The organism is Streptomyces sp. NPDC127106 (assembly GCF_042677605.1).
Classification (GTDB): Bacteria; Actinomycetota; Actinomycetes; order Streptomycetales; family Streptomycetaceae; genus Streptomyces.
Window position 1 is genome coordinate 68,107 of the sequence record NZ_JBHXTC010000015.1, and the last position, 18,181, is coordinate 86,287.

The window sequence follows — 18,181 nt, forward strand, 5'->3', positions numbered from 1 at the left end:
ACATCCCGCGACACACCGCCGCCGGCATCCTGCACGGAACGAAACGAGGGGGATGGGCTGTGCCTGCTCCACGGATGAGCACCACGCCGCTGCCCGGCATCGGGGTCCAGTACGACCTCACCACCCGCGAACGCCGGCACCTGTCGGTGATCGCCCACCGCGACGGCACCCGCAGCGTGAACGTCTACCGCGCCGACGACCCGGACGACTGCCTGCAGTCCCTCCACCTCACCGCCGGCGAGAGCGCGGCCCTGATCGACGCGCTGATGCCCGCCCACCACAGCCCGAACCTCCTCCACACGACCGAACTGGGTCTGGTCGCCGAGCGCATCGAACTGTCCGGGCAGTCGCACTGGAACGGCCGCGTGCTGGGCGAGACGAGGATGCGGACCGAGACGGGCGTGTCGGTCGTCGCCGTCCTGCGGAGGGCGGAGGCCAGGCCGTCACCGGGGCCGGACTTCCGGCTGGCCGGCGGGGACACCCTGATCGTCATCGGAACCCGCGAGGGCGTCGCCGCGGCCACCGCGATACTCGGACGGGAGTGAGGCGCCCGTGCATTCCGCCCTCTTCCTGATCGAATTCGGTGCGATCCTCCTCGGCCTGGGCCTGCTCGGCCGCGTCGCGGGCCGGCTGCGCTTCTCGCCCGTACCGCTCTACCTGCTGGCCGGCCTGGCCTTCGGCACCGGCGGCCTGCTCCCGCTGGGCGCGAGCGAGGAGTTCGTCGCCATCGGCGCCGAGATAGGCGTCATCCTCCTGCTGCTGATGTTGGGCCTGGAGTACACCGCCAACGACCTCGTGTCGAACCTGCGCACCCAGTACCCGGCCGGCCTCGTCGACTGCGCCCTCAACGCACTGCCCGGCGCCGCCGCCGCGCTGCTGATGGGCTGGGGTCCGGTCGCGGCCGTGGTCCTGGCCGGGGTCACCTGGATCTCCTCGTCCGGTGTCATCGCCAAGGTCCTGGGCGACCTCGGCCGGCTCGGCAACCGTGAAACCCCGGTCATCCTCAGCATCCTGGTCCTCGAGGACCTCGCCATGGCGGTCTACCTGCCGATCATCACCGCGCTCCTGGCCGGGGTCGGCCTCGCCGCGGGCAGCGCCACCCTCGCCATCGCGCTCGGCGTCGCCGGCGCCGTGCTGTTCGTCGCCGTGCGCTACGGGCGGATCATCTCCCGCTTCGTGTCCAGCGACGACCCCGAGAAGCTCCTGCTCGTCGTCCTCGGCCTGACCCTCCTCGTCGCGGGCATCGCCCAGCAGCTCCAGGTCTCCGCGGCCGTCGGGGCCTTCCTCGTCGGCATCGCCCTCTCCGGTGAGGTCGCCGAGGGTACGCACACGCTGCTCAGCCCGCTGCGGGACCTCTTCGCCGCCGTGTTCTTCGTCTTCTTCGGCCTGCACACCGATCCCGCCAGCATTCCGCCGGTGCTCCTGCCCGCACTCGCGCTGGCCGTGGTCACCGCCTGCACGAAGGTCGCGACCGGCTACTGGGCCGCGAAGCGCGCCGGGATCGGGGTCAACGGCCGCTGGCGGGCGGGCGGCACTCTGGTGGCCCGCGGCGAGTTCTCCATCGTCATCGCCGGACTCGCCGTCACCGCCGGCATCGAGCCCGCGCTGGGTCCGCTCGCCACCGCGTACGTCCTCATCCTCGTCGTACTCGGCCCGCTGACGGCCCGCTACACCCAGCCCGTCGCGGTGTGGCTCACCTCCCGCCGGGCCCGTACGTCGTCGGCCCCCGCCGAACCGTCCGCACCGCGGCAGCGGGAGCCCGCCGGGCAGGACGGCTGACAGGCGATCAACTTTCGATGACACGCCCTTCATCCGTTCGGAGTACGTTCGCCACACGAGCGTCCCATAGCGTTGCGGTCATGACAGAGGACAAGGCGAAGCACACCGACGGCTCCACCCCCCTGAAGACGGCGGCCGGGGTTGCCGCCGGCCTTCTCGTCGCCGGCTCCCTCCTCGTCCTCGTGTGGCGGACGGGCTGGCACATCCCCTTCGTGACCGGATGGCTGTCCGTCAAGCTCGGAGCGAAGGCCGGCGCCCTCACGGTGGGCGGCCTCATCGCCTTCGCGGTATGGCGCACCAAGCGGGGCGGCACGTCGTGAGCCGCACGTCGTGAGGCGCACGTCGTGAGCCCGCGTCACCCGCGGCGGCGGACCGGGTGGCCGAAAGGGTCGCTGGTCAGCCAGGATCCGTCGCCGAGGGGCTGGACTTCGTCGGCGTGCAGGGCGTGCGCGGTGAACTCGCCGGCCACCGCGCCCGTCCGCACGTCGACGAGGTGGCAGCGGAACCACTCCTCCCCGTCCTCGTTCTCGCCGGCCACGGTGACGACGGCGGTGTCCGGCATCAGGTAGCCACCGCTCCACTCCACGTAGGCCGCGCCCGGATCGTGTCCGAACGCCTCGACGGACAGGGCGAACAGCACCTCACCGTCCGGATAGCGGTGGAAGGCGACGTCGCGCTGCTCGTGGTGGACGGTCATGAACTGCTCCCCGCCCGGTGCCAGAGAGATCAGGCAGCGGTCCCACCACGGATAGGCGGTGACGACCGGTGCGCCGTCCTCGCCGGGTGCCGCCCGGTGGATGACCGAACCGTCCTGGCCCTCACCGACGTCCAGGAGCACGCTGCCGTCCTGCGGATGCAGGAACTGGCCGCCGCCGTGGCCGACCGTGTCGAGATCCGTACGGGCCACGACCGCACCGGTGCCGGCGTCGAGCGCGACCCACTGGTCCGGCCCGTCCCGGCCGGCCATCGCGTCCGGCCGGTAGACCCACACGGCCCGGCCGTCCAAGGACAGCACACATCCGGGCCAGTGCCCGTGCGGCTGGTCCGAGTGCGGTTCGAGCGCCGACCGCCACAGCGCCTCTCCCGCGGCCGACACGCACACCACCGCGTTCAGGGTCGTGTACACCGCCCGCCGCAGGTCGGCGGAGACGGCGGCCCCGACGGGCTCGTCCCCGGCGCTCGGCCGGAACACGGCGGTCGGCTCCAGCACGCCCAAGGGCTCGGACGCCAGGTCGTAGGCGCATATCCGCCCGTCGACGAGACGCGTGATGATCTGCGGTGATCGAGCTTCGTTCATGGCCGGAGGCTACTGAACCCGGGCCGGCCCGGGCCGGGTGCCGGATCAGGGTCCGGCGGCGTCCGCCGCCTGCTCACGACGCTCGCTGCGGTGGACCAGGCGGAGCCCGTACGCGGCGCCCAGCCCGACCGTCTCGGCAGCGGACACGTCGACCACCGCACGCCCACGCTCCTCGCTGTCCAGGTGCACTCGACCGCCACGACGCGGTACCCGCGGCCCGCCAACGCAGCGGCATCCCGTCGTCGGCGCAGCCGACCTCCTCGTCCTGGACGGCCAACGCGTCCGCCGGCTCCGCATACCCTGCAGCGCCCCTCGGGCGGCCGATCCCGTCCTCGGGTGATCTGAACGATCCGCTCGGGAAGGGGCGGGGCCGACCGGAATCGAACCGGCGTCCTCGCAGTTTTGGAGACCGCGCGCGACGACCTCTGCGCTACGGCTCCGCCCCGGCCGGCAGTATAGGAGGCCGGGCCGGCGGTGGCTCCGCCGGTCCGACGCACAGGGTGCCGGTGTCGGACGGCCCGACGTGCGGGCTCGTGGGGCTCTTCGGGCTCTGCGGGCTCTGTGGGTTCAGACGCAGCCACGCCGACAGCGCGGCCTGCAGATCCGCGACCTCCTGCCGGGTGAGGGCCTCGCCCGCAGGACCCACGTGAAGACGCACCCCATCGGCAGTGATCCGCCAACCGACGCGGCGCCGCGGCGGCGAGGCGATGGCACCTCCGCGGGCGAGGACACGCAGGGCCTGTTCGACACGGGGCGGGAGCGGCCACGGCGCCCGTCCCGGCGGAACGGGATTCCGGGGCTTGGACGGAATGCCGACCGCGGAGTAGAACGCGCGGATCGCCTCGTCGAGCGGCATCGAACCGGCGGGTGCCAGCCCGACGAACTCCTCGACCAGTTCCGGATGCGGCGGCGGCGCGTTCCCCCCGTACGGCTTGGCGTGCAGCGGATGCTCGTCGGTCTCCAGCCGCACGCAGGCGGGCGGGACCAGTACCCGGCTGAAGCCGGCGCCGGTCAGCTCGGCGTGCAGCTTCCGCAGCTTGGCGGCCTGCCGGGGTACGGGGTGGGGGTCCACGGACGCGGGAGCGTCGGGTCGACCGGGCTTCGACGTCGACCCCAGGGGCCCGTTGGAGCGGTGGAGGACACCGGACTCGGTCAGAAGGATGGTTGCCTGCCGGCTCCGCGCATCGCAGCCGAGCCGGAATCCCACCACGGTCGTTGGCACTGGACCTCCACTGGGCGGTGACACGGCCACCGTAGCGGGGCCCGGGACCGCACCGGACCGGAATCCCCATTTCCGCTCCCATGGGCCACTGATGCCACGTCATACGCGGTGCCTGCGACACGCGTTCGACGACAGGTACGGTTTCGGCATGGATGACAACGTGATATCGGATGCCGTGATCAAGGAAGCCGCCCGCCGCCTGCTGCCGCGCCTGGGCGCCGCAGGGCTGTCGCTGGACGCCGTGGCCGGGGACGGCGGCTTCGCCCTTGCCAGTGTGGAGGCCGTCTTCCCGCACCGGGACGACCTGCTGACCGCACTGGTCATCGACGCCTACGACGCGTCCGGCGCGGCGATGGAGCAGGCCGACCGGGCGGCCGCGGAGGCCGGCGCGTCGGCGGGTGCGCGCCTCCTCGCCGTCACCCGTGCCCTGCGACAGTGGTCCTTCGCGCACCCGGGCGAGTTCACGCTGATCTACGGCTCGCCCGTCCCCGGCTACCACGCCCCACAGGACACGGTCCTGCCCGCCTCCCGCACCCCCGCGGTGCTCGCCGGCATCGTGCGGTCGGCGCTGGAGGCGGGCGAGCTCACCCCGCCCCGCCGGGCGCTGCCCGGGACGCCGCTGCTGCTGCCGGCGGCGGTCGAGCTGTTCGGCGGCGTGCCCGAGGCCCCGTTCTCGGACATCATCGAGCGCGGCATCGTCCTGTGGAGCAACCTGATCGGTCTCCTGGTCTTCCAGGTCTTCAGCCGCACCCACGACAGCGTCAAGGACGAGGCCGCGTTCTTCGACTGCGCGGTCGCGGTGGCAGCCGAGAGCATCGGACTCACGGTCCCCTTGGACGGGGACCCCGACGCCTGAGCCGTCCCCGGCGACCGCCCGTCCCCGGCGACCGCCCGTCCCCGGCGACCGCCCGCCCCCGGCGACCGCCCGTCCCCGGCGACCGCCCGTCCCCGGCGACCGCCCGTCCCCGGCGACCGCCCGCCCCCGGCGACCGCCCGCCCCCGGCGAGCGTCGCGCCTGGTGCATCCCCCGGGGGCGTGGGCGGGTCAGGACACCGGGTCCCGACCCGCCCGCAGTCGCTCGGCGAACGCCGCCGCAGCGGCCAGGTCCTGCGCGTGGGGCCGCCCCTTGTTGATGCCGCCGACGAGCTTGAACGGCATCCAGGTGTCGAACGCACGGCACGAGAAGGCCCCGTCCACCTCGAACCCCTTGCCTTCGAGGCGCCGGACCAGCGGGCGGGTGAAGGAGGCCGGCGGTAACTCGGGGAGCCCGCTGGTGGCGAACACGAACGCCCGGCCCCGCCCGGCGGGAAGCGCCTCGACGAACCCGGTCAGGCTGGGGTGGGGCCTGCCGTAGAACACCCCCGAGCCGAAGCCCACGAGGTCGGCGCCGGCCAGCTGCTCCGGGTCGGCCTCCTCGGGGGAGACGACCTTCGCGCCCAGCACCCGGGCCATGGTGTCGGCGACACGGCGCGTATTGCCGTGGGACACGGAGGTGCACACGATGACGGCCTTCATCCTGGTGATCCCTTCTCTCGCTTCCGTCAGCGAAGACAGCGCAGCGGGACCGGATGTGACACCGTGCCGTGTGACGGCAGCCACACCGTGGCCGCAGGGCGGGCGCGCCACGGAGACGTGTTCGCGCCGAACGGGCCGAAAGGCCTCCGAGGGCACCCGTCACCTGACGGAATGTACCGGTGGCGATGGACCGGTGGGCCCGGGTCGCGTTCTGATCGGTGTGCGCCCGGCGCCACAGCACAGCCGCCGGGCGTCTCGCACTACCCCCAGGAGGAAACGTGCCGACGCATTCCGGTATCCCGACGGTGACCGTCTGGTCCGACATCGGCTGCCCGTGGGCGAGTCTCGCCCTGCACACCCTGCACGCCGCCGCCGAACGGCGGCAGCTGCCCCTGCAGATGGACCACCGGGCCTTCCCGCTGGAGCTGTTCAACCGCGAGCCCACCCCGAAGTTCATCGTCGACCCGGAGATCATGGCCATCGCCGCGCACCGGCCCGAGCTGGGCTGGCGGCTGTGGAACGGCCGGACGGAGGACTATCCGGTCACGACGCTGCCCGCCATGGAGGCGGTGCAGGCAGCCAAGGACCCGGCGGTCGGCGGGCTGCGCGGCAGCGACGAACTGGACCGCGCGCTGCGCAAGGCGTTCTACGTCGACAGCAAGTGCATCAGCATCCACGCGGTGATCCTCGACCTCGCCGAGGCCTGCGAGCATGTGGACGCCGAGGCCCTGGCCGACGCGCTGGCCCGGGGCAGCGGCCGCGCCGAGGTCTACGAGCAGTGGCGGACCGCCCAGGGGCCGGAGATCCAGGGGAGCCCGCACCTGTTCGCCGCCGACGGCTACGCCACGCACAACCCCGGAGCGACCTTCGCCTGGACCCGCTCCCCGTACGAGGGCGGCTTCCCGAGGCTGGACGCCTACAGCGCCGACTGGGCCGACGAGCTCCTCGACGCCCTGCACGCGGACGCCCCGGCCGTCCCGGACGCCCCGGCCGTCCCGGCGGCCCGCTAGCCAACGGAACGGGGGTCGGCCGGACGCCCGTGAGCGGCGGCCGGCCCCGGCGCGGCTGCCAAGGTTGCGGCGAGGGCCTGTTGCGAAAGTCGCTGGTCACGGGCCTACAGGCTGTGTTTCCATGCCGCAGTGAAGAGCCAGAGAGTGGACGGCGTGGACGTACCCCCGAGTGCCCGACAGCGGAATGATCGCGACCTCAGTGACTGTGTGCGGGTGCTGGCAGTGGTCCATGAGCACGACGGCTATCCGGTGAACTGGCCCGACCTCCCGGGGGCATGGCTGACGCCGCCCGCGCTCATTGCCTCGTGGGTGGCGGAACCGGACGGCTGCATTGCCGGCCATATTGGCCTGTCCCGGAGCGACGTGGGAGATGCGGCACCTGGGCTGTGGAGCGCTCGTGCGGGGGTGAGCATCGACGCGACCGCCGTGGTCAACCGGCTGTTCGTCGCCCCGTCGGCTCGCGGCCACGGGATCGGTGCCCTGCTGATGGCGCGGGCTGTCGCAGAAGCACAGGATCGCGGCTTGCATCCGGTGCTCGACGTGGTGGGTTCTGACACTGCGGCGGCAGCTTTGTACGAGCGGCTCGGCTGGCAGTTTCTGGCCACAGTCGAACAACAGTGGAGCCCGGAGCAGAAGGTGGCCGTCCGGTGTTATGCGGCGGCAACCTGACGGTGGTTCCCCTGGTCACAGCCACTCGTTGAGCACTGCGACCAGCACGGTCGCCTCGTAGCGGACGGCGAGCTTCTCGTACCGCGTGGGTGCGGCCCGGTGGCGCTTGAGGCGGTTGATACCCAGGCGGGCCGACTGCGCTGCTCTGCCTCGTCCCCTTCGGTGCGGTGGCCGGTGTCGGTGACGGGTGATGTTCTGCGCCTGCAGACCGCGCGGGGACTGGCTGATGTCGAAGACGACCCGCTCGCCTTCGCAGAGTTCGCGCTAGCCGGTGCCGACGATGTCGCGATGGTGGGCGAAGACGTCCGGGCCGTCGCCGTCCTGGGCGATGAATCCGAAGCCCTTCTCCGCGCTGACCCACTTCACGGTGCCCCTGGTCAATCCCGCCACCTCCTGCGCCGGCGCCCGCCGCCTGCATGCGGCCGGGCCTACCGCTCCTACCGCACCACGCGCCTCGGTTTTCCACGCCACACCGTGAACGCGCCTACCTCGCCCGGGCGGCATCCACTCGGTCGGCGACGGGGAACACGCCCAGGGCGCCGGTCAGCTCCGGCAACCGCAGCAGCTCGTTCAAGGATGCGGAGTCGGCGAACCCGACCTCGGAGACGTCCATCACCGCCTTGGCGACCTCGCCGTCGCCCGCCGCGGCTTCGCACGCGGCGGCCAACGGCGCCAGCACGTCCTGGTCGAAGTCCCCCACACACCCAGCGCACGGCCCGTCCGGGGCCGCCCATCCGAGCCGTCCGCCGCGCCATGCGCATTTATGTGGCCAGCCACATTTCTTGTGGTACGTTTACGTGGCTGGCAACGTAAATCTCGTTCCCCCTCAGCCACGGAGTGTCGCCGTGACCTAAGTGCGTGTTAGGTGTACGTCACCGGCCTTCCCATGGCCGCTTGGCACCGCCGATCCAGGAGCTTCCATGTCCGCCGCCGCCCGGCCGCCTGTCCCGTCCACCGCACGATCCGGACGCCTCAGCTACGCGATCTTCACCCTTGCCCGCGCCCACCGCGCCCACGCCGCAGGCATGCTCCGCGAGCTCGGCCTCCACCCTGGCCAGGAGCTGCTGCTGATGCAGCTCTTCGACCGCGACGGCCAATCCCAGTCCGAGCTCCTCGAAAGCGTCGGCCTGGACCACTCGACCGTCTCGAAGTCGGTCAAGCGCATGCAGGAAGCCGGACTGCTGACCCGCACCCCGTCCGAGCACGACCGCCGGGTGATGAACGTGCACCTCACCGACCAAGGGCGGGCTCTCAGACGTCCCATCGAAAGGATGTGGACCGCCCTCGAGGCCACCGCCACCGAGGGACTCGACCCGGCCGCCGTCGAAGCCTTTGTCGCCACGGCCGTGGCCGTCGAACAGTCCATCTGCGGAATCGACCGCGCCGGCACCACCACCGGCACCGGCGACGGCACCGGCGACGGCCGGCCCACCGAACGAACCCACCGACCATGACCCTTCAGGAGCACACCCCATGCGCGCCGTCGTCTTCGACCGCTTCGGCGGACCCGAGGTCCTGCACGAAGCCGAACAGCCCATCCCGTCTCCCGGCCGCGGCCAGATCCGCGTCCGCGTCCGTGCCGCCGGCGTGAACCCGGTGGATGCAAAGATCCGCTCCGGAGCAATGGAGCACATCTTCCCCACCACCCTTCCCTCGGTCCTGGGCTCGGAGTTCGCCGGAACCGTCGACGCCCTCGGCGAGGGCGTCGAGGACGTGGCGGTCGGCGAGGAGGTGCTGGGCTGGGCCGACACCGGCGCCTACGCCGAATTCGCCCTCGCCTCCCGCTACGCCGCCAAGCCCCGCGAGCTGACCTGGCCGGAAGCCGCCTCGCTGCCCGTGGCCGGGGACGCCGCCCGGCGCGTGCTGCGCCGGCTGGCCGTCGCCGAGGGTGAAACCCTGCTCATCCACGGGGCGACCGGCGGGGTGGGCACGATGGCCGTGCAACTCGCCGTCCAACAGGGCGTCCGCGTGATCGGCACCGCCGGAGCCGCCAACCATGACTACCTCGCCTCCCTCGGCGCCACCCCCACCCGGTACGGGCCCGGCCTCGTCGAGCGCGTCCGCGCCCTCGCCCCCGGCGGCCTCCACGCCGTCTTCGACGCCGCCGGGAAGGGCGCCCTGCCCGACTCCGTGACGCTGCTGGGGGCCACCGACCGCATCGTCACCATCGCCGACTTCACCGCCTCGGCACTCGGCGTCGCCTTCGAGACCGGTCCGCAGTTGCGCGACCCCGCCGACCTGGCCGCGCTGGCCAGCCAGGCTGCCTCGGGGAAGCTCACCGTCACCGTCGCCGCCACGTACCCGCTCGAGGACGCCGCCCTGGCCCACGAGGCCGGCGCATCGGGCCACACCCGCGGCAAGCGAGTCCTGACCCTGCCTTGAGACACCGGCCGCAGCGGTCCGCAGGCGTACTGGTTCCGGACGTGCCCCGCCAGGGGCGCAGGCCGCAACGCGATGGGCAACCATGAAAGGACACCCGTGAGCGCGTACATCGTGATCGATCTCGACATCCATGACCCCGACGGCTTCCAGCGCTACGCCGACGCCGTGTTACCGCTGATGCGCGAGGCGGGGGGCCGAAACCTCGTCCTGGACCGGGCTCCCGTCGTGCTGGAAGGCGACTGGCGCCCGTCGACACTCGTCATCCACGAGTTCCCCGACCGGGCCACCGCCCAGGCCTTCTGGGATGCGCCCGCCTACCAGCCGCTCAAAGCCCTCCGGCGCAAGCACTCCTCCGTCCGGGTCGTTGTTGGCGCCGGCTGACCGACTCGGCCGGTACGGGCTGGCGCCGGCCTGTCCGCCGGGGCGCACGGTCCGTCCCCGGAAACGATTCGTCCCCTCCCCCCGATCCAAGGAGCATCACACCATGAAGGTTCTGCGCAACAAGCCGGCAACGACGGCAGCCGCCTTGGGAGCGGCCATCGGCCTACTGGCCGCGGCGGCACCGAGCGCGCAGGCGGCCGGCAGCTACAACATCCGCATCGACGTACGCGAGACGGCGTTCGTCTCCGACTACTGCCTCCTGACGGACACCAGCGGAAACGGCCGGGCCCACTGCAGCGGCAACAAGGGTGCTTTCACTTCCTTCCGCCTGGGCGCGGTCCACAACCCCGGCGACAGGACCTGGGTCGACGTCAACATCGTGGGCGGCAAGGACCGCAAAGGGATAGACCTGCGCGGCAAGCACTACCTGCGGATCTCCGGCAACCTGGCCGCCGTGCAGGTGTGTGGCTGGTCCAGCCTCGCCGCCTACGACAGCGGCCAGGCCGGCGCCTCCCTCCACGGCACCGGCTTCTGCCCCGGCGGCTGAGCCGGCCGTCGGGCCGTGGTCGTCCGGGTGGTCCACCGAAACGGACGCCGACGCGCTCGCCGTTCCGGCAGCCGTTGGCCCACCCCGCCCGGCCCGGGGGTACGGGCCGCGCGGCGGACCCGCCGCTGCTAAGGCGTGTCCGCAAAGCTGAGCGGCGGCGGGGCGCGCCGGCCGCCGCAGATACGGCGGCGGCTCCCACCCGCAGAGGGTGGGGGTCGTCGCCGTACTCGTCGAAGGCACCAGCCGGGCGGCAAGCAGCTCTGGCTGGCTTGCGCGTGTCACCGCTCTTCGGTGGCGGCGTACAGGTGCTGGTCGATCTGTCGTAGAAGGGCCTGCGGCCCACGTCCCACGGAAGGTGATCACCAATGAACAAGATCCACTTTCGCAGCAGACGCTAGGCGTGCGGCGCCTCCTTCTTGCCCTTCTTCTCCTCCGCGCAGTGGCAGTCGTCCGCGCTGCGCTTCTTGATCTTGGTCTGTGCGGTGCCCACGTCGTTGGCCCGGCGGGGGTCGGCGTCGTCACCGAACACCCTGGCGGTGTTCGAGACGACGGTGTCCTTCGGCACTTCGGATGCGGTGCCGGTGACCTTGATGGTCGCACTGCGGCCCGTCGGCAGCGGGCCGCCCGTGCAGGAGAGCACGCTGTCGGTGATCTCGCATCCCTTGGTCGCCGTGGTGGGCGAAAGGACGTCCAACGGGAGGTCGTCGACCAGCGACCAGCCGGAGGAGGCGCCGGCCTTCCCCGTGTTCCTGACGGTGATGCGGTACGTGAAGTCCTGCCCCGCCTTGACGCTCTTGGGGGCGTCCTTGTCCACCGCCAGGTCGGCGGAGGAGTCGAGGAAGCAGGAGGTGGCGTCGAGGTTCGCGGCCGGGGGCGCATCCTGCTCCGACAGGACGGTGAACCGGGGCTCGGGGTCCTTCGCCTTCTGCACCCGTAGCCGGAAGAGTTGTCCGGCGTTGCGGAAGAACCCGAGGTCGCCGTTGCCGTAGGTGAAGACGCCGCCGTAGTCCGCACCCGAGGGGAGCACGCCCGGGAAGAAGTCCACGCTTTCGTCGGCGATGTCGACGCGCGTGATGGCCCCCGATTCGGTCGAGCCCCACAGGAAGCCGTCACGGAACGCGATGTCGAAGACGTCGAGTTCGCGATCGGCGAGCTCCGGAACGTCGATGACGCCCGTCACGGCACGAAGGTCTACGTCGATCTGGTAGATCTCACCCGTGTCGTCGGCCAGGACGTAGTAGTTGCCCGCGGAGTCGAACGTTCCCGAGATGTAGACGGCGGGCGGCAGACCCGCGACGGCGCCGAGGCTGGTGACGGCCCCGGTTCCGTCGAACTGGAGCAGCTCGTTGCCGGTGCCGAACGAGATCCCGTAGAGGAAGCGGTCGAGGGGGTTCACGCCGATCGCGTTGTAGAGGGTCGTCCGCGGGGGCCCCAATCGCTTGAACCGGACCGTGCCGGGGCCTTTGACGGCGGTGGCCAGCTGGTCGTTCGGATCACCGAACGACACGTAGATCTTCCCGTCGCAGGCCACGGGAACCGGGGCGAGCCGCTGGTGCGCGGCGTCCGCCGCCGACGCCGGCATGCCGGAAGCGAGCCCGGCGACGAGCCCGGCCGCGCCCAGCGCCGACAGCGCCCGCAGCCGCCGCCGGCTCCCGGGCCGCCCGAACGATCCTCGCAGCATGGATGTGTCCCTTCCGCCGTCCACCGCAGGCCGGTGGTACGGGACCCAGGCGAACACACGGACCACCGGGCTGCCCGGCACGGCTCGGGCTTCGGCCCCGAGTTCGCTCCAATGCCAGACCGCACGGCTTGCCGGCCATTAATCCGATATCGTAATATCCGAAATCGTGACTCTTGAAACCATGCCGCCCGAACGGTCGGTGCTCCTGGCCCTGCAGCGGGCGACCCACGCCACGCTGCACCTCATCACCACCGAGCTGGCAGACCTCGACCTGACCGCGGCTGAGATCAACGCACTGGCCAATCTGGCTGACGGCCGCGGCCGGACCATCTCCCAGCTCGGTGCTGCCGTCGGCAGTCGTCCCACCACGCTGACCAGCGTGCTGGACCGACTGGAGCGACGCGGTCACATCACCCGCGCCAAGCAGCTCGGTGACCGCCGCTCCGTGCGCATCGAGCTCACCGAGTCCGGGCGCGCGGCAGCATCCGTGATCCGCCGAACGCTGGCCGATCTCGAAAGCCGCGCGCTCGACGGCCTGTCCGCAGAGACCGTCGCCGGCTTCCACACCGTTCTGGACGCGCTGATCGAGGAGAGAACGTGATCGACGAAACCCGGCAGGCAGATGCGGAACCCAAGCCTTTCGCACAGCTCATGGCAGAGGTCATGGCCACCGCCGACCACTTCGGACACCGCCAGCACGTCCACCTGACGTGGCTGGCCGTCCGACGCCACGGAACCACCGCAGCGGTGGACCTGGTCAGCGACGGCATCCAGCGCACCGCCCGCTACGCGGGCAAACCGCAGAAGTACAACGCCACGGTCAGCCGGGCCTGGGTCGAGCTGGTGGGCCACCACGCCGACGGGACGACCGCCCCCGACTTCGACGCCTTCGCCGCCCAGCACCCGGCCCTGCTCGACAAGAAGCTCCTGAACCGCTTCTACAACCCCGCCACGCTGGCCGGCGCGTCGGCCAGGACCGGCTGGGTCGAGCCCGACCGCACCCCCTTCCCCTGGCAGCAGGCCGCCGCCTGAGCCCGAAGCCGGACGTGACCACGGGGCCGTCCCCACGCGTGGGGCCAGTGACCGGCAGCCGCCTTGACCACGGCGACGGTCGTGCCGGTCGTCGCGTCACTGGCACCGGCCACCAGGGCGAGCACGGTTCCCCGTCCGGTGGCGAAGGTCCCGTGCACGAACCGGTGGGCCTGCTGGTCGGCCACGAGTGCGGCCAGCCACAGGCCCACCGAAGCACCGTCCGGTGCGGACGCCGGAGGGAGCGGGTCTCGTCCCGACGCGCCGCCCGCCCCGCGCGGGCTCAAGGGTCCTCGTCACGGGCTCACGCGCCCTCCTCCCCGTCCCCCACCCCCGTCCCCGCCCCCGTCATCGTTTCGGCGTCGCAGGCGCGAAGTGAAGCGTCGGCCACGCCGGGTGCGGGTGTGACGGTCGAGCTCTTCCAGCAGGCGCTCGGAGCGCTTGTCCACGCCCAGTTCGTCGAGCACCCGGTCGATCTCGGCGAGCAGTGCGCCCTGCAGCTGCCACTGGGCCGGGTCCTCCCTGACCCCGGCCAACAGCAGGTCCGCGAGCCGGTCGCGGCTGGCCCGGGCCACGACGAGCTCCCCGGCCAGCCGGGCCTCCGCCGTCTCCGCGTTGGCGCTGACCTGGGCGGTGATCAACTGGGCGAAGCTCTCCACGGCCGTGGCCGTGTGTCCGAGCACCTCCCGCAGCGCGGCCCTGGCCTCGGCCGTGAACAGCGGGCTGTCGGGGCGGGCCTTCGCCAGATCGGTCAGCGTACGGCAGGCCACGCGGAGGACCACCGCGCAGATCTCCAAGGTGTCCAGGCCGGTCCGCAGCACCAGCCGGGAGAGCAGGCCCTCCTTGACCCGGGGGTTGAGGCGGAGGCTGTCCTCGGCCTGCCGGAGGGCGGCGTCCACCTGTGCGATGTCGTTGTCGAGTCGGCGTGCCTCGTGGAGGCGTGCCGCGGCCTCCTCCACCTTGGCGGGTCCGAGGGGCTCCTCGCCGAGGTGGCCCAGCAGTCGGCTCATGCGCGCCGCGAGGTCGGTGATCGCGGCACTTGCCGGGCCGACCCAGACCGGCGGCGCGACCAGGAGGTTGACCAGCATTCCGACGGCTGCGCCGATCAGCGTCTCCAGGACCCGGTCCCATGCGGTGTTCGCGACCTGGGTGACGCCGAGGACCAGCATGGCGCTGATCGCGACCTCGGGGACGAACTCGTCCACCCGCACCAGATGGCCCACGAGCAGGGACGCCAGGATGACCAGGCCCAGGCTCCACCAGGTCAGTCCCACCAGGGCGCTGAAGCCGATGGCGATCAGGACGCCGGCGACCACGGAGTTCACCCTGCGGACGCCCGTGGTCAGCGTGGAGTAGAGGGTGACCTGGACGACGAGCAGTGCGGTCAGCGGCGCCGTCAACGGGGCCGGCTCGCTGCTCAGCCGTAGCGCGATCACGTAGCTGACGACGGCTGCCGCGGTGGAACGCAGGGCCTGGACCGCGACCGGCTCCCGGCGACGGTCGGCGATGCGGGTGATGGTACTGATCATTTCCGGCATACCTGCGCGCATTCCCCGGCCGGAGCCCCGTGACGCAGCCCGAGCTCACCGAATAGCCCATCCGCATGCGGGTCGCCGATCCGTGTCCGCAAGCCTGACCACCACGGCCGGCTGGTCCGCCGCCGCTCGCCCGCGGCCTTCCGCACTCCGCAGGTGAATGTGACGCAGGTCACGCCGTGGCGTCGATGATGTTCCGCTGGCGCCCGGGTCCACCCATCAACGGCACGGAAGTGACCACCATCGAAAACCATCCATCTCGTGAAACGGAGTGCCCCATGACCGACGTGGTGAAGGGTCCCGCCAGCTACTTCCCCTCGATCGCGAAGAAGTACGGCCGCCCGATCGCGGATTGGAAGGACCTCATCCGCTCCTCGCCGCTGACCCGGCACATGGAGCTCGTCTCCTGGCTCAAGTCCGAACACGGCCTGGGGCACGGCCACGCGAACGCCCTGGTCGCCCACACGCTCGCCGAGGGCGGCCGCAAGGACGGATGACCGCGCTTCCCGGGGCGCCGCGCACGGCTGGAGCCGCTCCGGGCGCGCCCGGGAATTGAACGCGTTCAGGCTTGGTGGCAGTATGGCGGCGTGCCGTGTCCTGCGAACAGGCAGCGACGCGCCGCCCGTTCGGCGTGCCTTGAGGGGGGATCGACCGTGGAAGAGAAGCGGTCCTACGGCCGGATACTGCTGGTCTCGGTCCTGGTGGTGTGCCTGGAGGCCGCGCTCGCGGTGGTGGTCGGCGTGCTGTACGCCCTGACGCGGGAACTGCCGCACTTCGACGGCGGCTACACCATGGCCGCGGTGTCCCTCCTGGCCATCGCCCAGCCCGTCGTGGTGGTGGCGTTGGTGCTGTCGCTGGTGGTGCTGCCGGCGGTCGCACTGAGCGACCTCCTCGGGCGCCTGATCGGCGGGCGGGACGCCTGGGGTTGGGTGCCGGTGGCGGTGGGAGCGGTGCTCTCGCCCCTCGCGGGCCTGGCCCTGGTCGGCGGCTGGGAAAGGTCCACCGTGCTCGTGACCTGGTCCGTGTCCACGGCCGTCCTGTCCGTGGCCGCCCTGCTCGGCCGGCCGCGGCGGGCGGGGCTGTTCGGCCTGGTGGCGAAGCGCGGTACGGCGCTCGTGGTGGGGATCGGCCTCCTGGGCTCCTTCCTGCTCTGGACGGAGATCCTGCCCAAGTACCGTCCCCCGTTGATCACCCCGGCCGACGTGGCCGGCACCTGGTCCGACCAGCGGGGCGGGGGATTCACCTTCGAGCCGGACGGCCGGTTGACGGCCACGGGCGTCAGCCAGTTCCGGCCCGGCGACAGCTCCCACGACCTCGTACGGACGTGCTCCGGCCCGGGCACGTGGACCTTCACGCCCGGACGGCGCAACACCTGGGGCCAGCGCGTCGTCACCACGGTGCCGGGCTGCTCGCTGCCCGAGTGGAGGGTGGCCGGCAGGCCCGGGAGCCCGGAGCTGTACCGGCACGTCGGCGATCCGGACACCGGGGACCTGTACGAGCTGAAGAAACGCGGCTGACCCGCCCGCGGGCCCACCTCACCGAGCTGCCCACGTCGCCGGCACGGCAGTCGGTCCGGGGGGTTCAGCCCCGCGGCGGGTGCGTGGCCAGCCAGTGCCGCGCGATCTGTTCCCGCGTGGCGACCCATGCCCCGCCGAGCTGCGCGACGTGCCGCAGGAATCCGTCGAGTACGCGGATGCGGCCGGGCCGGCCGATGATCCGGCCGTGCATGCCGACGCTCATCATCCGGGGGCGGTCGGCGCCCTCGCTGTGGAGTGCGTCGAACGTGTCGACGAGGTACATGAGCATGTCGTCGGCGGTCGTGAAGCCGTGGACGATCAGGAACTTGAAGTCGTTCGCATCCAGGCTGTACGGCACCACCAGGTGCGGGCGGCCGGCGGCCTCGACGTAGAACGGCAGGTCGTCCGAGTAGTCGTCGGAGTCGTAGAGGAAGCCGCCCTCTTCGGCGACGAGGCGCCGCGTGTTCGAGCTGGTCCGGCCCGTGTACCAGCCGACCGGCCGGCGTCCGACGAGCTGCTCGATCGTCGCGACGGAGCGCGCGATGTCGGCGCGCTCGGCTTCCTCGGGCACGTGGCGGTAGTCGATCCAGCGCCAGCCGTGGCTCGCCACCTCCCAGCCGGCGGCGCCCATCGCCCGCGCCGCGACCGGGTTGCGCGCGAGCGCCTGTCCCACGGCGTGGACGGTGAGCGGCGCGCCGTGCGCCGTGAGCGTGCGGTGGACGCGCCAGAACCCGGCGCGCGAACCGTAGGCGAACATCGACTCGGCGTTCAGGTCCCGCCCGCCCACCACGGGCGGCACCCCGACGAGCTCGTGCAGATAGCCCTCGGAGGCGGGGTCGCCGTCGAGGACGTTCTGCTCGCCGCCCTCTTCGTAGTTGAGAACGAGGCTGACGGCGACGCGGGCGCCGCCGGGCCAGGCGGCACGCGGCGGCTCGGCGCCGTACCCGGCGAGGTCGCGCTGATGCTCGGACACGGCCCGCACCCTACCGCCGTACGGCCGCCGCGCCGGACAGGCGGGGCGGCCCGGTCCACGATCGCTCCTCGGACGCCGGCGGGCCACCACCCCGCAGGAAGCCGGCCCACCTCACGACGTTCCGCCTCCTGCGCCAGGACGTCCTGGACGGATACCGCAGGCAAGGACGACGCGGGGAGGACCTTGACCTTGACCTTGGGTCAGGGCCCAGACTTGATCGCACCGCCGCCCCGCACGACGAGCGGGGCGGCACTCCTGTGCAGGGGTTTCGCTTCCTCGCCCACCTGAGGGCGGGGGAAGCCACGAAAGGGATCAGATGACGGGGAAGATGACCGGAGGCGTCACGATCGGCCAGGCGGCGGCATTCGCCGGGGTCACGGTGAAGACCGTACGGCACTACCACCAGCACGGCCTGATCGACGAACCACGACGCGACGCCTCCGGCTACCGACGGTACGGATCGGCCGACCTGCTGCGGCTGATCCAGGTCCGGACCCTGGCTGCCGCCGGCGTACCGCTGGCCGAGGTCGGGCCCCGGGGGGGCGCCCCCCCCCCCCCCGCGGGGGCGCCCCCCCCCCCGCGCCGCCGCAGCACACCACCACCCGACGACACGCCCACGCGCGCGCCCGCGCGCGCGACCCGCC

At 72.2% G+C, this 18,181-nt stretch carries 22 protein-coding genes, 1 tRNA gene and 1 pseudogene; 15 read left to right on the top strand and 9 right to left on the bottom strand.

The features are described 5' to 3' along the window. Positions 1-74 precede the first annotated feature (74 nt). From ACFVGY_RS15855 to ACFVGY_RS15865, 3 genes are all read left to right on the top strand, one after another. Positions 75-545 (top strand): cation:proton antiporter regulatory subunit, encoded by a 471-nt coding sequence (locus tag ACFVGY_RS15855; protein ID WP_385676849.1) that lies wholly within the window; start codon positions 75-77, stop codon positions 543-545. 7 nt (positions 546-552) lie between these two features. Continuing rightward, the gene (locus ACFVGY_RS15860; RefSeq protein WP_385676852.1) at positions 553-1,779 is read left to right on the top strand and encodes a cation:proton antiporter; all 1,227 of its coding nucleotides are present in this window, start codon (positions 553-555) and stop codon (positions 1,777-1,779) included. A gap of 80 nt (positions 1,780-1,859) precedes the next feature. Next, entirely contained in the window at positions 1,860-2,099 is a 240-nt protein-coding gene (locus tag ACFVGY_RS15865; protein WP_385676854.1) for a hypothetical protein, read from the top strand. Positions 2,100-2,134: 35 nt separating this feature from the next. Here ACFVGY_RS15865 and ACFVGY_RS15870 read toward each other — a convergent pair whose 3' ends face one another. From ACFVGY_RS15870 to ACFVGY_RS15880, 3 genes are all read right to left on the bottom strand, one after another. Beyond that, complete coding sequence (locus ACFVGY_RS15870; protein ID WP_385676857.1) at positions 2,135-3,076, bottom strand: hypothetical protein; 942 nt, start codon at positions 3,074-3,076, stop codon at positions 2,135-2,137. A 365-nt stretch (positions 3,077-3,441) separates the two neighbouring features. Beyond that, positions 3,442-3,516: transfer RNA gene (locus tag ACFVGY_RS15875), tRNA-Trp, on the bottom strand. After that, positions 3,507-4,148: a hypothetical protein gene (locus ACFVGY_RS15880; protein WP_385676860.1), complete on the bottom strand. Its 642-nt coding sequence runs from the start codon at positions 4,146-4,148 to the stop codon at positions 3,507-3,509. Before ACFVGY_RS15880 ends, ACFVGY_RS15875 begins: the two co-directional genes overlap by 10 nt. Before the next feature lie 298 nt (positions 4,149-4,446). Between ACFVGY_RS15880 and ACFVGY_RS15885 the strand changes: the two genes are divergently transcribed. After that, complete coding sequence (locus tag ACFVGY_RS15885; protein ID WP_385676863.1) at positions 4,447-5,154, top strand: WHG domain-containing protein; 708 nt, start codon at positions 4,447-4,449, stop codon at positions 5,152-5,154. A 188-nt stretch (positions 5,155-5,342) separates the two neighbouring features. Here the strand turns inward: ACFVGY_RS15885 and ACFVGY_RS15890 are convergent, their stop codons facing one another. Continuing rightward, the gene (locus ACFVGY_RS15890) at positions 5,343-5,813 is read right to left on the bottom strand and encodes a flavodoxin family protein (RefSeq protein ID WP_385676866.1); all 471 of its coding nucleotides are present in this window, start codon (positions 5,811-5,813) and stop codon (positions 5,343-5,345) included. A gap of 278 nt (positions 5,814-6,091) precedes the next feature. Between ACFVGY_RS15890 and ACFVGY_RS15895 the strand changes: the two genes are divergently transcribed. Continuing rightward, on the top strand, positions 6,092-6,823 hold the full coding sequence (locus ACFVGY_RS15895; RefSeq protein WP_385676869.1) for a DsbA family protein: 732 nt from the start codon (positions 6,092-6,094) through the stop codon (positions 6,821-6,823). Positions 6,824-7,036: 213 nt separating this feature from the next. Continuing rightward, positions 7,037-7,492 carry a GNAT family N-acetyltransferase gene (locus ACFVGY_RS15900; protein ID WP_385676871.1) on the top strand — a complete coding sequence of 152 codons (456 nt, stop codon included), beginning with the start codon at positions 7,037-7,039 and terminating at the stop codon, positions 7,490-7,492. 186 nt (positions 7,493-7,678) lie between these two features. Here the strand turns inward: ACFVGY_RS15900 and ACFVGY_RS15905 are convergent. Further along, positions 7,679-7,873 (bottom strand): annotated as a pseudogene (locus tag ACFVGY_RS15905) (cold-shock protein); the annotation flags it as partial. A gap of 103 nt (positions 7,874-7,976) precedes the next feature. After that, positions 7,977-8,192 carry a hypothetical protein gene (locus ACFVGY_RS15910; protein ID WP_385676873.1) on the bottom strand — a complete coding sequence of 72 codons (216 nt, stop codon included), beginning with the start codon at positions 8,190-8,192 and terminating at the stop codon, positions 7,977-7,979. A 220-nt stretch (positions 8,193-8,412) separates the two neighbouring features. Between ACFVGY_RS15910 and ACFVGY_RS15915 the strand changes: the two genes are divergently transcribed. The 4 genes from ACFVGY_RS15915 to ACFVGY_RS15930 all read left to right on the top strand — a co-directional run bounded on the left by ACFVGY_RS15915 (position 8,413) and on the right by ACFVGY_RS15930 (position 10,802). After that, the gene (locus ACFVGY_RS15915) at positions 8,413-8,946 is read left to right on the top strand and encodes a MarR family winged helix-turn-helix transcriptional regulator (protein WP_385676876.1); all 534 of its coding nucleotides are present in this window, start codon (positions 8,413-8,415) and stop codon (positions 8,944-8,946) included. A gap of 19 nt (positions 8,947-8,965) precedes the next feature. Next, positions 8,966-9,874, top strand: a complete 909-nt coding sequence (locus ACFVGY_RS15920) for an NADP-dependent oxidoreductase (RefSeq protein ID WP_385676878.1) — start codon at positions 8,966-8,968, stop codon at positions 9,872-9,874. A 96-nt stretch (positions 9,875-9,970) separates the two neighbouring features. Continuing rightward, positions 9,971-10,255: a DUF1330 domain-containing protein gene (locus ACFVGY_RS15925; RefSeq protein ID WP_385676881.1), complete on the top strand. Its 285-nt coding sequence runs from the start codon at positions 9,971-9,973 to the stop codon at positions 10,253-10,255. A 103-nt stretch (positions 10,256-10,358) separates the two neighbouring features. Continuing rightward, on the top strand, positions 10,359-10,802 hold the full coding sequence (locus ACFVGY_RS15930) for a hypothetical protein (protein WP_385676883.1): 444 nt from the start codon (positions 10,359-10,361) through the stop codon (positions 10,800-10,802). A 394-nt stretch (positions 10,803-11,196) separates the two neighbouring features. On the opposite strand, the gene ACFVGY_RS15935 is transcribed toward ACFVGY_RS15930, so the two are convergent. Continuing rightward, positions 11,197-12,483: a DUF6923 family protein gene (locus ACFVGY_RS15935; RefSeq protein WP_385676886.1), complete on the bottom strand. Its 1,287-nt coding sequence runs from the start codon at positions 12,481-12,483 to the stop codon at positions 11,197-11,199. A gap of 166 nt (positions 12,484-12,649) precedes the next feature. Between ACFVGY_RS15935 and ACFVGY_RS15940 the strand changes: the two genes are divergently transcribed. Continuing rightward, entirely contained in the window at positions 12,650-13,084 is a 435-nt protein-coding gene (locus ACFVGY_RS15940) for a MarR family winged helix-turn-helix transcriptional regulator (RefSeq protein WP_385676888.1), read from the top strand. Beyond that, entirely contained in the window at positions 13,081-13,515 is a 435-nt protein-coding gene (locus ACFVGY_RS15945) for a hypothetical protein (protein WP_385676891.1), read from the top strand. Before ACFVGY_RS15940 ends, ACFVGY_RS15945 begins: the two co-directional genes overlap by 4 nt. A gap of 293 nt (positions 13,516-13,808) precedes the next feature. Here ACFVGY_RS15945 and ACFVGY_RS15950 read toward each other — a convergent pair whose 3' ends face one another. After that, on the bottom strand, positions 13,809-15,050 hold the full coding sequence (locus tag ACFVGY_RS15950; RefSeq protein WP_385676894.1) for an aromatic acid exporter family protein: 1,242 nt from the start codon (positions 15,048-15,050) through the stop codon (positions 13,809-13,811). A 275-nt stretch (positions 15,051-15,325) separates the two neighbouring features. Here ACFVGY_RS15950 and ACFVGY_RS15955 point away from each other — a divergent pair, with 275 nt between their 5' ends. Further along, a complete protein-coding gene (locus ACFVGY_RS15955) occupies positions 15,326-15,544 on the top strand; it encodes a DUF4287 domain-containing protein (protein ID WP_385676897.1) in 219 nt (72 codons plus the stop codon). 156 nt (positions 15,545-15,700) lie between these two features. Further along, a complete protein-coding gene (locus ACFVGY_RS15960; RefSeq protein WP_385676900.1) occupies positions 15,701-16,564 on the top strand; it encodes a hypothetical protein in 864 nt (287 codons plus the stop codon). Between the two features lie 64 nt (positions 16,565-16,628). Here ACFVGY_RS15960 and puuE read toward each other — a convergent pair whose 3' ends face one another. Beyond that, positions 16,629-17,537 carry an allantoinase PuuE gene (gene puuE / locus ACFVGY_RS15965; protein WP_385676903.1) on the bottom strand — a complete coding sequence of 303 codons (909 nt, stop codon included), beginning with the start codon at positions 17,535-17,537 and terminating at the stop codon, positions 16,629-16,631. Positions 17,538-17,865: 328 nt separating this feature from the next. Here puuE and ACFVGY_RS15970 point away from each other — a divergent pair. Next, on the top strand, positions 17,866-18,181 hold a 316-nt coding region (locus ACFVGY_RS15970), incomplete at its 3' end, for a MerR family transcriptional regulator (RefSeq protein WP_385676906.1).